This is a genomic window from Sphingobium soli (assembly GCF_020782245.1).
GTDB classification, from domain to species: Bacteria; Pseudomonadota; Alphaproteobacteria; order Sphingomonadales; family Sphingomonadaceae; genus Sphingobium; species Sphingobium soli.
The window spans coordinates 141,720-155,670 of record NZ_JAJGNP010000001.1; the positions used below are offsets into that span (position 1 = coordinate 141,720).

At 63.0% G+C, this 13,951-nt stretch carries 16 protein-coding genes and 1 tRNA gene; 5 read left to right on the forward strand and 12 right to left on the reverse strand.

The features are described from left to right. Position 1 precedes the first annotated feature (1 nt). Entirely contained in the window at positions 2 to 790 is a 789-nt protein-coding gene (locus LL253_RS00595) for a succinate dehydrogenase iron-sulfur subunit (protein WP_009822296.1), read from the reverse strand. 219 nt (positions 791 to 1,009) lie between these two features. On the opposite strand from LL253_RS00595, the gene LL253_RS00600 reads away from it, so the two are divergent. Genes LL253_RS00600 through LL253_RS00610 form a run of 3 tightly spaced genes read left to right on the forward strand, consistent with a single transcriptional unit; the run spans position 1,010 to position 3,620 of the window. After that, the gene (locus LL253_RS00600; protein WP_228226079.1) at positions 1,010 to 2,083 is read left to right on the forward strand and encodes a glycosyl transferase; all 1,074 of its coding nucleotides are present in this window, start codon (positions 1,010 to 1,012) and stop codon (positions 2,081 to 2,083) included. After that, entirely contained in the window at positions 2,080 to 3,183 is a 1,104-nt protein-coding gene (locus tag LL253_RS00605; protein ID WP_009822298.1) for a CDP-alcohol phosphatidyltransferase family protein, read from the forward strand. Before LL253_RS00600 ends, LL253_RS00605 begins: the two co-directional genes overlap by 4 nt. Beyond that, the gene (locus LL253_RS00610) at positions 3,180 to 3,620 is read left to right on the forward strand and encodes an HIT family protein (RefSeq protein ID WP_228225832.1); all 441 of its coding nucleotides are present in this window, start codon (positions 3,180 to 3,182) and stop codon (positions 3,618 to 3,620) included. Before LL253_RS00605 ends, LL253_RS00610 begins: the two co-directional genes overlap by 4 nt. A gap of 31 nt (positions 3,621 to 3,651) precedes the next feature. Here LL253_RS00610 and LL253_RS00615 read toward each other — a convergent pair. The 5 genes from LL253_RS00615 to LL253_RS00635 form a co-directional block, all read right to left on the reverse strand. Further along, positions 3,652 to 3,728 (reverse strand) — tRNA-Arg (locus tag LL253_RS00615). 34 nt (positions 3,729 to 3,762) lie between these two features. Then, positions 3,763 to 4,233 (reverse strand): DUF1178 family protein, encoded by a 471-nt coding sequence (locus LL253_RS00620; RefSeq protein WP_228225833.1) that lies wholly within the window; start codon positions 4,231 to 4,233, stop codon positions 3,763 to 3,765. Next, positions 4,230 to 5,060 carry a carbon-nitrogen hydrolase family protein gene (locus LL253_RS00625; protein WP_228226080.1) on the reverse strand — a complete coding sequence of 277 codons (831 nt, stop codon included), beginning with the start codon at positions 5,058 to 5,060 and terminating at the stop codon, positions 4,230 to 4,232. The genes LL253_RS00620 and LL253_RS00625 overlap by 4 nt, the downstream gene beginning before the upstream one ends. A 5-nt stretch (positions 5,061 to 5,065) precedes the next feature. Further along, entirely contained in the window at positions 5,066 to 5,323 is a 258-nt protein-coding gene (gene grxC, locus LL253_RS00630) for a glutaredoxin 3 (RefSeq protein ID WP_009822302.1), read from the reverse strand. A 48-nt stretch (positions 5,324 to 5,371) separates the two neighbouring features. Beyond that, entirely contained in the window at positions 5,372 to 6,142 is a 771-nt protein-coding gene (locus tag LL253_RS00635; RefSeq protein WP_228225834.1) for a ComF family protein, read from the reverse strand. Positions 6,143 to 6,183: 41 nt separating this feature from the next. Here LL253_RS00635 and LL253_RS00640 point away from each other — a divergent pair, with 41 nt between their 5' ends. Beyond that, the gene (locus LL253_RS00640) at positions 6,184 to 7,035 is read left to right on the forward strand and encodes a class I SAM-dependent methyltransferase (RefSeq protein WP_228225835.1); all 852 of its coding nucleotides are present in this window, start codon (positions 6,184 to 6,186) and stop codon (positions 7,033 to 7,035) included. A gap of 3 nt (positions 7,036 to 7,038) precedes the next feature. Here the strand turns inward: LL253_RS00640 and LL253_RS00645 are convergent, their stop codons facing one another. Beyond that, complete coding sequence (locus LL253_RS00645; RefSeq protein WP_228225836.1) at positions 7,039 to 7,818, reverse strand: SDR family oxidoreductase; 780 nt, start codon at positions 7,816 to 7,818, stop codon at positions 7,039 to 7,041. 37 nt (positions 7,819 to 7,855) lie between these two features. Further along, a complete protein-coding gene (locus LL253_RS00650; protein ID WP_228220810.1) occupies positions 7,856 to 8,746 on the reverse strand; it encodes a metallophosphoesterase family protein in 891 nt (296 codons plus the stop codon). Positions 8,747 to 8,816: 70 nt separating this feature from the next. Between LL253_RS00650 and LL253_RS00655 the strand changes: the two genes are divergently transcribed. Further along, positions 8,817 to 9,713: a diacylglycerol/lipid kinase family protein gene (locus LL253_RS00655; protein ID WP_009822307.1), complete on the forward strand. Its 897-nt coding sequence runs from the start codon at positions 8,817 to 8,819 to the stop codon at positions 9,711 to 9,713. A gap of 72 nt (positions 9,714 to 9,785) precedes the next feature. Here the strand turns inward: LL253_RS00655 and rpmE are convergent, their stop codons facing one another. The 4 genes from rpmE to bamA form a co-directional block, all read right to left on the reverse strand. Continuing rightward, positions 9,786 to 10,010: a 50S ribosomal protein L31 gene (gene rpmE, locus LL253_RS00660; RefSeq protein WP_009822308.1), complete on the reverse strand. Its 225-nt coding sequence runs from the start codon at positions 10,008 to 10,010 to the stop codon at positions 9,786 to 9,788. Between the two features lie 112 nt (positions 10,011 to 10,122). Next, positions 10,123 to 10,563, reverse strand: coding sequence for a 3-hydroxyacyl-ACP dehydratase FabZ (fabZ, locus tag LL253_RS00665; protein WP_228225837.1), 441 nt, complete (start codon positions 10,561 to 10,563; stop codon positions 10,123 to 10,125). A gap of 43 nt (positions 10,564 to 10,606) precedes the next feature. Further along, positions 10,607 to 11,260, reverse strand: a complete 654-nt coding sequence (locus LL253_RS00670; RefSeq protein WP_009822310.1) for an OmpH family outer membrane protein — start codon at positions 11,258 to 11,260, stop codon at positions 10,607 to 10,609. After that, entirely contained in the window at positions 11,260 to 13,902 is a 2,643-nt protein-coding gene (gene bamA, locus LL253_RS00675) for an outer membrane protein assembly factor BamA (RefSeq protein ID WP_228220808.1), read from the reverse strand. The genes LL253_RS00670 and bamA overlap by 1 nt, the downstream gene beginning before the upstream one ends. Positions 13,903 to 13,951: the final 49 nt, after the last annotated feature.

Genomic DNA, 13,951 nt, shown 5'->3' on the forward strand with positions numbered 1-13,951 from the left:
CTTACAGCTGCCGTTCGACCATCATCTTCTTGGTTTCGGCGATCGCCTTAGCCGGGCTGAGCCCCTTGGGGCAGACATTGGCGCAGTTCATGATGGTGTGGCAGCGATAGAGGCGGAAGGGATCTTCCAGCTCGTCCAGGCGCTCGCCGGTATATTCGTCGCGGCTGTCGGCCAGCCAGCGATAGGCCTGAAGCAGGATGGCGGGGCCGAGGAACTTGTCGCTGTTCCACCAGTAGCTGGGGCAGCTGGTCGAGCAGCAGGCGCACAGGATGCACTCATAGAGGCCATCGAGCTTTTCGCGGTCGGCGGGGGACTGGAGCCGCTCCTTGCCGCTGGGCGGCGGGCTGACGGTTTGCAGCCACGGCTTAATGCTGTTGTATTGCGCGTAGAAATGCGTGAAGTCCGGCACCAGATCCTTGATGACATCCATGTGCGGCAACGGAGTGATCTGCACCTGCTTGCCCGCGCATTCATCGATCGCGGTGGTGCAGGCCAGGCCGTTCTTGCCGTTCATGTTCATCGAGCAGGAACCGCAAATACCCTCGCGGCAGGACCGGCGGAAGGTCAGCGTCGGATCATATTCATTCTTGATCTTGAGCAGCGCATCGAGAACCATCGGGCCGCACTGGTCCAGATCAACCTCGAACGTGTCGTAGCGCGGATTCTGGCCGGAGTCGGGATCGTAGCGATAGACTTTGAAGCTGCGGACATTGGTAGCGCCCTCGGGCGCCTTATGGGTCACGCCCTTGCCGTTGATCTTGCTGTTTTTGGGCAACGCAAATTCGGCCATCGCTCTTCGAGCCTCTTCGGGAATGTGTCTCGGGTCGCGGCCCGAATAGCAAAAATTCCGCAAAGGTCCAGCGTTGTGGGTCATGTTTCTCCCCAAAACCCTTGTTGCAATGGGCTCGCAAATCATGCCGGGGCGGCTTGCTTCCTTTGCCGGCCACGCTAGGGCGACCCATATGCGCACATCCGGTGCGTGCGCCCTGTCACTGAGTGGATAGCCCGTTTGCCGACCGACATCGCCTTTCTTGCGATCGCAGAAGCGCATCAGATGTATCACTGGCTGCCCGCGGCGCTTGAGTTGGCGCGGCGCCCAGACGTGCGAGTCAGCGTACTCTCGCCATCCGACCATTTGCTGGACCTGATCGGCAGCTACGACCCCGACGCGCGGCTTGCCAGAGTTCGCCTTCGCCGCCCCCCGTCGCGGCGGGATTCGCTGTTTCACCAACCTTCGCGCCTTGCGACCCTGCTGCTCAATCACCGCCGCATCCTGCGCTTCCCCGTGATCGTCACGACCGAGATCAGCAGCGCCTGGCTTCGTCATGTACCAGGTTTCGCGTCCCTTATGATTCATATGAAGCATGGCGCGGGCGATCGCGAAGGTGGTTACAAGAAGCGCCACGCCGACTTTGATCTGACGCTGGTTGGCGGCGACAAGGACAAACGCCGACTCATTGCGCGCGGCCTTGGAACGACGGACAATGTGCGCATCGGCGGCTATGCCAAGTTCGAGCTTAAGGCGCAGAGGCGGCGCTTCTTCTCTGATGACAAGCCGGTGCTGCTCTATAATCCGCATTTTGATGCGGCACTGTCGTCCTGGGTCAACCATGGTCCTGCCGTGCTGGCGGCGCTGGAATCGCTTGAGGACTGGAACGTCATCATCGCCCCCCACGCGAAATTGGCGCAGCGCGTGCCTCCGATCGTCAGCAACGCGCCGCACATCCGCGTGGACATGGGCAGTCGCCACTCGATCGATATGAGCTACACGGTCAGCGCCGACGTCTATCTGGGTGACGTATCGAGCCAGGTCTATGAGTTTCTGATCGAGCCGCGCCCTTGCATCTTTCTCAATCTCGACCGCCGCGACGCGTCGGGCGAGGATTTTGCCCATTGGCGCCTGGGGCAGATCATCGAAGCAGCCGACGCCTTGCCGACCGCGCTTGCCCAGGCCGCCGGCTTGCAGCCCCGCTTCCTGGCGCTACAGGAAGCAGCCATGCGCGATTCCATCGACCTATCCCCCATCCCCGCCTCGCATCGCCAGGCTGACATCATCCTCGATTTTCTGAAGGGCGCCGCATGAGCCAGCTTCTGTCCACATCTTTGGGGCCGGTTCGGCTGATCGGCGAGAATGCGACTCCGATCTGGGGCATGCCCAACGCCGAACGCAATCGCCGCATGGCGGAAAGCGCGGCAAAGAATGGCCGCCGGTTGGCGAACGGGCACGAACTGCTCTTCAATCTGACCTACGCCTTCGATCCGCTGCTGCTGACGCTCGCGCTGGAAGCGCCCGGAACGCTGTTCACCTGGGGAGAGGCGCCGATCGTTGGACAGGTAGCGCAGGGCGCCGATCCATTGCGCGCGCCCCACATCATCGACCTGTCGGACGGGCGGCGGCTCTACAATCGCCAGTTGCGCAAGCTGGAGCAGCCGATGGTGCGTGAACTGACGCCAGCCAGTCGGCGCGAGATCGAGCGCCGCAGCTATTTCGGCGCATATAAGGGCGTGACCGACCTCCTCACCAAATATCTCTGGCCCGAACTAGCGTTGGTGCTGACCCGGATCGCCGCGCAATTGCGCATGACGCCCAACATGGTGTCGGTGATCGGCGTCAGCCTCTGTCTGTTGGCGACCTTTCTTTTTGCAAAAGGTCTCTACTGGACCGGGTTTCTTTCCGGCTTCATCTTCATGGTGCTGGACACGGTCGACGGCAAACTCGCCCGATGCACCATAACCTCGTCCAAATGGGGCAATGTGATCGACCATGGCGTCGACCTCGTCCATCCGCCCTTCTGGTGGTATTTTTGGGGCACCGGCCTCGCCTATTGGGGGCTGCAACTGCCAGGCACGACCTTCGCCTTCGTCATGACGGCGGTCGTTGCCGGCTATGTGCTGCAACGGCTGATAGAAGGCATGTTCCTCAAGGACTTCAAGATGGACATCCATGTCTGGCGCCGGTTCGACAGCCAATTCCGCCTGATCACGGCCCGACGCAATCCCAATATGGTGATCCTGTTCGTGGCCCTGCTGTTCGGGCGGCCGGACATCGGGCTTGTCGCGTTGGCGTGGTGGACGATCATATCGCTGATCGTTCATGCTGTGCGACTGGCGCAGGCCTATGGCCAGGCGCGGTCGGGGCGACCGATCGTCAGCTGGATGGACGAAGCGGAGGGACAGGCATGAACGCGACGATCGAAAAATTCGGCTATCCCGCCACGCTGGTGGCGCAGTTCGATCATTGGCTGGTGCTGTTGCGGCCGAGCCAGCCCACGCTGGGATCACTGGTGCTTGCCGCGCGAAGCGACGCCACGGCATTCGGCGACCTGCCCGCGGCAGCGCATGCCGAACTCAAGACCGTCACCGCTACGATCGAGACAGCGCTGGCCAAGGCGGTGGGCTATGACAAGATCAACTATCTGATGCTGATGATGGTAGACCCCCACGTCCATTTCCACGTCATCCCCCGCTACGAAGGCAGCCGCACGGCCGCAGGCCTGACGATCGCCGACGCGGGATGGCCGGGCCAGCCTGACCTGGGCTCTGCGATCAAGCTGGACAGCGACATGGACAGCTTGCGCGATATGGTCAAAAGTCATTTCGATAGCGAAATGAGCAGCTGACCGGGCAGATATCGCTGCCGTTGTCTGGAAATGGTGCACCCAACTGGATTCGAACCAGTGGCCCCCAGATTAGGAATCTGATGCTCTATCCTGCTGAGCTATGGGTGCCCGGTGCCGGCTCTATTGCGCGGGAAGGCTGCGGTCAATTCTTCGCGTGCGGCGGAACGACGGGAAGTGGCAGGGGGGCGACCTCAACGCCTTCGGCGATCAGAGCCTTGGCTTCGGCGGGCGCGACTTCGCCATGGATGCTGGCACGATCCTGTTCGCCATAATGCATGGCGCGCGCCTGGTCAGCAAAGTCCCGGCCGACCCAAGTGGAATCGGCCAGCAATTTCTGCTGCGCCTGCGCGACGGCCTCGACCAGCGCCTGCATCTTGGCCATATCCGCGCCGCTCGCTGCTGGTGCCGCCACATCCTGCTTTGTGGGCGCGGTGCGCTGATTCCCTTTTGCAGCGATCGCTGGCGCCATCACGGCTTTCATTACCGACGTGTCACCGCAGACCGGACAGGCGATCAGGCCGCGCGCCTGCTGCGCCTCATAATCACCACTGGAACCGAACCAGGCTTCGAACACATGCGCCTGGCTACTGCATTTGAGGTCGAACACGATCACGAAATTGCCACGTCCTGAGAGATAGGCTGCCGATTGGCGAGCGCGGGCACCCGCGCCCGTACATCCTCTATGCGCGACAAATCGATATCCGCAAGCCCCAGACCCTCCGCTTCGCCCATGTCCAGCAGCACGTCGCCCCACGGATCGACCACCAGGCTGTGTCCGTAGGTGGTGCGTCCATCCGCATGCGCGCCCCCCTGCGCCGCCGCGATGACGACGCATCCCGCCTCGATCGCGCGGGCGCGTAGCAGCACATGCCAATGCGCCTGCCCCGTAGGCACGGTAAAGGCGGCGGGCACCAGCAGGATCGTCGCGCCGGCATCGGTCAGCGCGCGATAGAGATCGGGAAACCGCATGTCGTAGCAAACGGAGAGACCCATCAGTCCCCAAGGCGTCTTCACCGCAGCGGCCTGCTCGCCCGGCCCATAAACCGATGATTCGCGCCAGCTTTCCCCGCTGGCCAAATCTACGTCGAACAGATGCATCTTGTCATAGCGAGCGCGGATGTCGCCATTGGCGTCGATCATCAGGCTGCGGTTGACCCAACGGCCATCCGATCGTTCATCCTTGAACGGCAGCGAACCGAGATGAACCCATAGCCCTTCGCGCGCAGCCGCGTCGCGGACGGCGGCCAGCACGCCATCGTCCGCCTCGCTGCGCAGCGTTGCTGCCGCGCGCGCGCGATCACGGTCGAGATAGCCGGCCATTTCGGGGGTAAAGAGCATGTCCGCCCCCTCTCGCTTGGCGCGGCCCGCCATCTCGACGATCGCGGCAGCATTGGCGGCGGGATCGATCCCGCTCGTCATCTGGAAAAGGGCAGCGCGCAAACTGCTCACTGACCCAGCATCGCGTCCAGCTTGCCGGCGCGGTTCAACGCAGCAAGATCATCGCTGCCGCCGATATGCTGACCGTCGATGAAGATTTGCGGCACCGTCGTCTGCCCCGGCGCGCGTTTCAGCATTTCGTCGCGCGTTGGGCCGCCCATGCTGATGTCATATTCGTCGAACGCCACGCCCTTGTCGCCCAGCAACGCCTTGGCCCGCGCGCAGTAGCCGCACCAGGCCTTGGTATAGATTTCCACTTTCGCCATGACAAATATTGCTCCTTTGCCATCAACATGGGGGGAGGCGCGCCATTGTCAATCAGGTCCGCGCGACAGGGTGGCGTCGCGATCGGGCAGCGCCCGCGCCCAGCAGACCAGCCGGACGTTGGTGGCGCCGCCACGCTTCAACATGCGCGCGCAGGCCGCCGCGGTTGCGCCGCTGGTGTGGACGTCATCGATCAGCAGCACGCGCCGCCCGGCAAAGCCATGGCCAGGCGCCAGCGCGAAGGCGCCGCGCACTGCCCTGGCCCGCTGCGCCGGGTTCATGCCGCGCAAGGGCTGGGTTCGCCGGACGCGGCGCAGCCCGTGCCGGTCGACCGGCCAGCCCGTCAGGCTGCCCAGATGGTCCGCGATCAGCGCCGACTGGTTGAACCCGCGATGCCACAGGCGCCAGCGATGCAGCGGCACCGGGACGATCAGGGGCGGATCGCCCTCCCCCGCTGGTCCCGCATGGCGCAGCATCTGTCGCGCGATGAGGCGGGCAAGACCGGTGCGCCGCCCATATTTGAGCCGCAGCGCCACCGTCCGCGCGACATCGCCATAGGCCAACACCGCTCGCGCGCTGTCCCAGGCCGGCGGATCGGCCAGGCACGCGCCGCATGCGGCATCCTGCCCCATGTCGTGCGGGAAAGATATGCCGCAGCGGGCGCAGCAGGGATCACCCAGGAATTCCATGCCGCCCCAGCAGTCGAGGCAAAATGCATGATCCTCCCCCACGATGCCGCCGCAACCGGGACAGCGTGGCGGTAGCGCATAATCAAGCGCAGGGCGCAGCGCAGACTTGAGAAGCGGGGCAAGAGCCATCATCTGCCTTGTTCCCGCTTGACCGTCTCTGCACAAGGCCCGCCATGGACTCCCGCCCCGACATTTTCGATTCAGCCCTGCGCGCTTGTCGGCGCGATCGGATGCTGCCCACTTATGCGGACCATGATTTTCTGCATCAGGCCATGCTGGACGAATTGCTGGACCGGCTGGGCGATGTGCAGCGCGACCTGCCCGAAGCGCTGGTGATCGGTTGCCCCGACGGCCGCGCGCGCGCCGCGCTGGAGGCTATGGGCAAACGCGTTGCTTGCGTTGATCCATCCTTCCTTGCAGCGCGCGCCATGAACGGCGTGCAGGCGGACGAGGATGCCCTGCCCTTCGCCGACGATAGTTTCGACCTGGTGCTGGCGTGCGGCACGCTGGACAGCGTCAATGACCTGCCGGGCGCGCTGATCCTGATGCGACGGGTGCTGCGGCCCGATGGGCTGATGCTGGCGGCCTTTGCCGGCGCAGGCAGCCTTCCGCGCCTCAAGGCAGCCTTGCTTGCCGCCGAGGGAGATCGAGCGGGCCAACATATCCATCCGCAGGTGGACGTGCGAGCGGCGGGCGATCTGCTCAGCCGCGCCGGCTTCGCCATGCCGGTGGCCGATGGCGAGACGCTGACGATCCGCTATGGCGACATCGTGCGGCTGATGCACGACCTGCGCGGCATGGGGGCGGGCAATGTCCTGGCTCACCGCCCGCCCGCGCTTACCCGCGAGGTGCTGATGCGGGCGGCAGCGCATTTCGCCGAGGGGGCCGATCCGGATGGCCGTGTCGCCGAACAGATAGCGCTCATCTACCTGTCCGGCTGGAAGCCCGACGCCAGCCAGGCGAAGCCGGCCCGGCGCGGCAGCGCGACGGTATCGCTGGCGCAGGCGCTCAAGAGGCCGGGCTGATAATCAGCCGGGCGATGCGGCGGACCCGGCCAACAGCCCGCCGTCAATGTCGATTTCGGTGCCCGTGATGTAGGTTGCCTCATCAGAGGCCAGCAGCACCGCGACCGCGGCGACTTCGTCGACCCGGCCGAACCGTTTGAGCGGCGTATCGGCGACCAGCGCCGCCATCCGCGCCTGTCGGTCCGGGCCATCGCCCACCATTGCGTCCCAGATCGGCGTCATTATCGCGGCGGGATGAACGGAATTGCAGCGTATCTTCCACCCCTGCTGTGCGCAGTAGAGCGCCACGGTCTTGCTATGGTTGCGGATCGCCGCCTTTGACGATGCATAGGCGGCTGCGCCCGGAATGCCGACCAGCCCGGACCGGGACGACATGTTGATGATAGCCCCCTCGCCTTTGCGCTTCATTGCGCGAATGGCGTAGCGGCAGCCCAGGAAAGTGCCGTCGAGGTTCACACGGTGCACCGCATGCCATTCGGCCAGGCTGGCATGTTCGGGATCATGCCGTGTCCCGGCTTCTTCCAGACCGGTGATGCCGGCATTGTTGACCAACACGTCGATTTCGGGGCGCACGTCAAGGAGCCGGTCCCAATCGGCTTCTGCCGCTACATCCAGTCGCTCGAAGCCACAGCCGATCGCATCCGCGCTGGCGCAGCCGATCTGTTCATCCATGTCGGTCAGCAGCACGTCAGCGCCTTCGCGATGAAAGGCCTCTACTATTGCGCGCCCGATACCGCGCGCACCGCCTGTTACCACACATGTCTTTCCCGCTAGCCGCGCCATCTCGCCTCCGATTTTCCGAATGCAGCGAGAAGAGCCGTCAGTTTGCAGCCGACGTCAAGCCCGCAGGGCCGGTCATGGCCCCCACCCGCACCGGCTCCACCACCTCTTTCGCGGTCCATTCCTCGCCTTCTCGCACATATTCCACATGGCTGGCGCGGCGGAAGCCGGCGCCGTCCCAGACGATGACCTGCAAGTCCATCTCATTGTTGCGGCGGACGTGCAGCCAGTTGAAGCTTTGCGGCTCGTCATTGCGCAGGCGGGTGGAAGTGGCGGTGCCCGCCTGGATCACCAGCGCGCCGCCGCTGTGCGCGACCATCTTGTCCGCAGCTTCCGCATAGGTGCGGTGGAAATGGCCGGCGAGCGCGACATGGACACCAGCCTCACATGCGGCCTGCACGGCATCGTCATGCCGCCCGACAGCCTCGCTCAACTCGCCGCCCTTGCCGATCGGCATGGAAAAGAGCGGATGATGCGTGACCAGGATGCGGGTCTTGTCGCGCGGGACGTGCGCGAAGCGATGCCGAAGCATGTCCATCTGGTCATGGTTAATCCGCCCATCCTTTATCGTCAGCGACCGGGCGGTGTTGATCCCCAAAATCGCCACTTCATCATCTTCGTAAAAAGGACACAGATCGTGGCTGATATACCGACGATAACGGCGCAGGGGGGTAAAAAAGCGGCGCAACACGTCATAAAGCGGCACATCATGATTGCCGGGTATGACAAGTGTTTTCAGCCCCGCAGCCCGCAGCTTGCCCAGCCATGCCGCAGCCTGGCGGAACTGACCAACGCGTGCGCGCTGCGTGAAATCGCCGCTGATAACCACCAGGTCGGGGCGACGTTCCTCCAGCCAGGCGGTGGCGGCGTCGACGATCCTGGGGTCGTTCGCGCCGAAATGAATATCGGACAGATGAGCGATGCGAGCCATGGCTAGGTAACGAATCGCGCGCAAAGGGTTTCCAGCCGGAGCCGAATCGGCTGGACGGAGTTATTGCGGCATGGAAACGACGGACTTGCCCAAGGACGCAATATTGGTCGTCAACGCCCATAGCCGGCGCGGCCAGGACAGTTTCGATCAGGCACGGGACAGGCTGGAAGAAGCGGGCATCAGACTGCTTGAAGCCCATGCGGTGAAAGACCCCAAGCAAATGGCGACAATGGTGCGCCAGGCCATAGCTACTGGTGCGCCGATGGTGATCGTAGGCGGCGGGGACGGATCGATGTCCGGGACCGTCGATGAATTTGTCGGCAAAAATTGCGTGTTTGGCGTGCTGCCCCTCGGCACCGCTAACAGCTTTGCCCGAACGCTGGGCTTACCGCTTGATCTGGACGGCGCGGTGCGGGCCATTGCCAACGGGCGGCGGCGGCGCGTCGATCTGGGCATGGTGGAGGGCGATTATTTCGTCAATGCCGCCTCCCTTGGCCTGTCGCCCATGATTGGCCGCACGGTGCCGCATAAGCTCAAACGCTATCTCGGCCGGATCGGCTATCTGGCCTGGGCCGCAAAATGCTCGGTCGGCTTTCGCGCCTTCCGCTTGACGATCGACGATGGGACGCAGGAGCATCGCATGTGGTCGACCGAAGTGCGCGTGCTGAACGGCCCCTATCATGGCGGCGTCGAACTGTCCGATCATGCTGACGTCGATACCGGTGAAATCGTCATCCAGGCCGTAGTCGGCCGCAGCAAGCCGCGCCTGGCCTGGGACTGGTATGCCAAATTCTTCAAGTTGCGCGACCGCGACGCGCACACCCGCGAATTTCACGGCAAGTCGTTTCGCATCGACACGAAGCCGCGCCAGCGCATCTCGATCGACGGTGAAGTGTTGGCGCGCACGCCTGCTACAGTGAAGATCGCGCCCGGTGCGATCGACGTCGCGGTCGCGCGGGACGCGTGACCTCCACCGCCTACAAAATAAAAAAGGGCGCCGTCGCGGCGCCCTTTTTCCTGTTCGTGCCGTGTTGGCCGATTACTTCTTCAGCGTCAGACCACCGAAACGCTTGTTGAAGCGCGCCACCTGACCGCCGGTGTCCAGCTGGCGGTTGCCGCCCGTCCAGGCCGGGTGCGACTTGGGGTCGATGTCGAGCGCCAGCGTGTCGCCTTCCTTGCCCCAGGTGGAGCGGGTCTGGAAGGTGGTGCCGTCGGTCATCTGGACGGTGATCATGTGGTAATCGGGATGGGTATCGGCCTTCATGGCAATATGCTCCTTTGATGGCCGGTTTCCGACCGGCCGGATGCGAAAATAAGCGAAGGCGCGCCGTTAGCGGTTTCGGCGCGCCAAAGCAAGCATGGTGATGGAGGCGCGATCAGTCCTGCGGCGGATCCGTGATCATCGCGACGAAATTGGCTTCCGACGCCAGCTTGCCGTCGATCGTCGCCTTGCCGCTGAACTTACAGATCGCGCCCCGGTTCTGCGTCACTTCGACATGCAGGTCGAGCAGGCAGCCGGGTTCAACCGGCGATCGGAATTTCGCGCCGTCGATGCTCATGAAATAGACGAGCTTGCCCGAGTCGGCGAGGTCCATCGATTCCACAGCCAGCACCCCGGCCGCCTGCGCCATCGCTTCGACGATCAGCACGCCCGGCATGATTGGGCGCGTGGGAAAATGGCCCTGGAAAAAGGGTTCGTTGACCGACACCGCCTTGATCGCGTGGATCGACTGGTTTGGCACCAGCGACACTACGCGGTCGATCAGCAGCATCGGATAACGATGCGGCAGCGCAGCCATGACCCGACGGATATCCATCGGGCCACGCGCGTTCGTTTCAACCTCTCCGTTCATTCTTGTGTCAGCGCGACTTGGGCGCCTGCGCCGGGGTCGCGGGCGCGGGCGCGGCGGCTGCGCCCTGCGCCTGGCCCGGCTGCCAGCCGGCCGGCGGGGTGATGCCGACGCTGGGCACGAGCGCGTTGAGTTCGGTGATGACGGCGGGCGTGATGTCCGCACCAGCGCCGAAGCTTTCGGTCGCCGCCTTCTTGAAGACGATTTCCGACTTGGTCTTGGCGGTCGCGGCCTTCAGCGCGTCGTCCAGCTTGGCGACGATCTGCTGTTCGACATAGGCGCGGGCCAGAGCCACCGGCTGGGTCAGGCGCTGCAATTCGGCCTGGCCGGTCTGCTGGGCCTGCTGCAACTGCTGGAACTGGGTTTCCAGTGCCGGCGTCGACTTGTTACCTGCAGCTTTATAGGCGGCCTGCAGCGCGTCATTCTTGGTCTTGAGATCGGTTTCGATCGCGCTGCGGCGCGAAGCGATCTGGTCCAGCTGCGGCTTGTAGGTGGTCTGCATCTGGGTCATCGCGGTGGTGAAGGCCGTGCTCTTGGCAACGGCTTCCTCCAGATCGACGACGGCGATGCCGGACTTGGTCTGGGCTGCGGCCGGGACGGCAGTCAGCGCAATGGCGGTCATGGGCGCGAACACCAGCGCCGCGGCTTTAACGAGTGTCTTCATCAGAATTGAGTCCCCACATTGAAGGTGATGAGCTTGTTGTCGTCCCCTGGTTCCTTGAGCAGGGCCTTGGCGATGTCGATGCGGAACGGGCCGAAGGGCGAGTTCCAGTTGACGCCAAAGCCCACCGACAGACGCGGCTTGAGCGTGTCGCCGAGATATTGCTCCTCAAAGCCACCGCTCACAGTGTAGTCGGTGCCAAAGCTGGCCGGGCAGACCGGATTGGCGGCGGTACCACCCGCGCGCACCTGTGTCTGACCACTTGCATTACAGAAGCCGGCAAACTGGCCATTGCCGTTAATGAGGCCTGGCTCTTTCAAACCGGCAACCGCGCCTGCATCCATGAAGATCGAGGGGCGCAGACCCATTTCACGCGCGGCCGAACCCAGCGGAATCTGAACTTCCGCGCGGGCAAGATAGTAGATTTTTCCGCCCAGCGCGTCGTCTGTCCGGTTGTTACGGCCGGTAATCGGCTCACCGGTTGCGACGCCATCGTCACCTACGGTAGCACTATAATAACGTCTGACGATACGCGGTCCTACACCACGGATGTCAAAGCCTCGGAATTGCGGCTCACCCAAGAAGAAGCGATCGACCAGACGGATCTTGTCCACTTCCTGCCCAGACGCGTCCCGCCGTTCGCCTTCCAAGCTGTGGATATACCCGCCCTCGCCCGAAAGCGAGAAGATGAAACCTGCGCCCAAAGGCCAGAATTTCGACGCGGAAAGGCGGGTCTTGATATATTTGACGTCACCGCCGAGCCCCGCAAAATCCTGGCTCAGCACGACATTGTTGCCGCGCGTCGGCCGGATGCGGTTGTCGCGCGTGTCATAAATCAGCGAGTAGCCCACCGACGAAGTCGTCCGTTTGCCGATCGCGTCGCACAGATAGCGGCCTGCCAGCAGCGGATCGCACTGACCATCGGTATAAAACTGGTCCCGATCCAGCGTCACATCGTCAAAGTTGAGGCTATAGCGCAGCGCCAGCGACATATATTCGGTGATCGGCACACCGGCGCGGATCTGGAAACCCGTGGTGGTCTGCTCGTAGGTGGTGTCGCGATCATTATTGGTCAGATAGCGGAAGCTGTTGAGGTCCCGACGATAGATGTCGCCGCCCAGCGCGATATTCTTGTCCATGAAATAGGGTTCGGTGAAGCCCACTTCGATCGACTTGGAATAGGCCGAATAATTGACCGACGTGCGCAGTTCCTGGCCCTTGCCACGGAAGTTGCGCTGGGTGATCGACGCCGCGACGATGAAGCGCTCCAGCGAGGAGAAACCAGCCGAGAGCGAGAGCTCGCCGGTCGATTTTTCCTGCACATTGGTTTCAAGCACGATGCGGTCCGGCGCGGAGCCGGGCTTTTGTTCGATATCCAGCTTTTCCTGGAAGAAGCCGAGCGAATTGATCCGGTCCTTCGACCGCTTGACCAGGAAGCTGTTGAACGCGTCGCCTTCGGCCAGACGGAATTCGCGGCGGATAACCTTGTCCTGCGTCAGCGTGTTGCCATTGATGTCGACCCGTTCGACATAGACGCGCGGCGCGTTGGCGATGCGGAAATTAATCCCCATCGTCAGGTCTTCCTTGTTGCGGTTGAAGTCGGGCTGCACGTCGGCAAAGGCATAGCCGAACAGGCCGGCCGTCTCACTGAGCGTATCGACCGTGTCCTCGACCTGCTTGGCGTTATACCAGTCGCCCGTCTTCATCGGCAACCGCTTGGTCAGGCTTTCGCCCGACAGGTCGCGAATGTCCGATTCGACCTTCACATCGCCGAACTTGTAGCGGTCGCCTTCTTCCACCACATAGGTGATAATGAAGTCCTGCTTATCCGGCGTCAGTTCGGCCACGGCCGAAATCACACGGAAATCGGCATAGCCTTCGGTCAGGTAGAATTGGCGCAGCTTCTGCTGGTCATAGGCCAGACGATCGGGATCATAGCTGGTGCCAGATGAAAAGATGCGGAACCAGCGCGACTGTTTCGTCACCATCTCGCTGCGCAGTTCGCCATCGCTGAACTTGTCGTTGCCGATGATGTTGATCTGGCGAACCTTGGACTTAGGCCCTTCGGAAATTTCAAAGACGATATCGACGCGATTCTGGTCGAGCTGGACCATCTTTGGCTCGATGGTCGCGGCGAAGCGGCCCTGGCGGCGATAGAGTTCGACGATGCGCGCGACGTCGGCGCGGACCTTCGACCGGGTATAGATCTGGCGTGGGGCGAGCTTGATTTCCGGACGGATCTTGTCGTCCTTCAATCGCTTATTGCCTTCCAGCACGATGCGGTTGATGACCGGATTTTCCTTCACCTCGACCGTCAGCGCACCATTGTCGTTGCGGATCTGGACGTCGGCGAACAATTCGGTCTCGTAGAGGTCGCGCAGCCCCTGATCGAGGCTTTCCTGGCTATAGGGCTGGCCGATGCGCAGCTTCGTGTAGGACAGCACCGTGTCCGGCTCCAGCCGCTGCGTGCCGGTGACGGTGATCGACCGGATCGTGCCCTGCGCGGCGGGTGCGGCCGTCGTCGCAGGCGCAGCCAAAGGCGCGGCGGCATCCTGCGCCATCGCCGGAACCGCCGTGAGGCCCGCGATCATGGTCGTCGCCAACAGGGCGGCCACCATCGGGCGCTGCCTCATGCTGCTGTTCATCGCTGTCACCCGCTCCACCTCAAACGCAAAAAATGTTTCCGTCGCAACA

What these genes read in the sequence shown, in the direction of transcription:
- LL253_RS00595 (WP_009822296.1), bottom strand. Translation starts at nt 790, where the DNA reads ATGGCCGAATTTGCGTTGCCCAAAAACAGCAAGATCAACGGCAAGGGC.
- LL253_RS00605 (WP_009822298.1), top strand. Translation starts at nt 2,080, where the DNA reads ATGAGCCAGCTTCTGTCCACATCTTTGGGGCCGGTTCGGCTGATCGGC.
- LL253_RS00610 (WP_228225832.1), top strand. Translation starts at nt 3,180, where the DNA reads ATGAACGCGACGATCGAAAAATTCGGCTATCCCGCCACGCTGGTGGCG.
- grxC (WP_009822302.1), bottom strand. Translation starts at nt 5,323, where the DNA reads ATGGCGAAAGTGGAAATCTATACCAAGGCCTGGTGCGGCTACTGCGCG.
- LL253_RS00635 (WP_228225834.1), bottom strand. Translation starts at nt 6,142, where the DNA reads ATGATGGCTCTTGCCCCGCTTCTCAAGTCTGCGCTGCGCCCTGCGCTT.
- LL253_RS00640 (WP_228225835.1), top strand. Translation starts at nt 6,184, where the DNA reads ATGGACTCCCGCCCCGACATTTTCGATTCAGCCCTGCGCGCTTGTCGG.
- LL253_RS00645 (WP_228225836.1), bottom strand. Translation starts at nt 7,818, where the DNA reads ATGGCGCGGCTAGCGGGAAAGACATGTGTGGTAACAGGCGGTGCGCGC.
- LL253_RS00650 (WP_228220810.1), bottom strand. Translation starts at nt 8,746, where the DNA reads ATGGCTCGCATCGCTCATCTGTCCGATATTCATTTCGGCGCGAACGAC.
- LL253_RS00655 (WP_009822307.1), top strand. Translation starts at nt 8,817, where the DNA reads ATGGAAACGACGGACTTGCCCAAGGACGCAATATTGGTCGTCAACGCC.
- rpmE (WP_009822308.1), bottom strand. Translation starts at nt 10,010, where the DNA reads ATGAAGGCCGATACCCATCCCGATTACCACATGATCACCGTCCAGATG.
- fabZ (WP_228225837.1), bottom strand. Translation starts at nt 10,563, where the DNA reads ATGGATATCCGTCGGGTCATGGCTGCGCTGCCGCATCGTTATCCGATG.
- LL253_RS00670 (WP_009822310.1), bottom strand. Translation starts at nt 11,260, where the DNA reads ATGAAGACACTCGTTAAAGCCGCGGCGCTGGTGTTCGCGCCCATGACC.
- bamA (WP_228220808.1), bottom strand. Translation starts at nt 13,902, where the DNA reads ATGAACAGCAGCATGAGGCAGCGCCCGATGGTGGCCGCCCTGTTGGCG.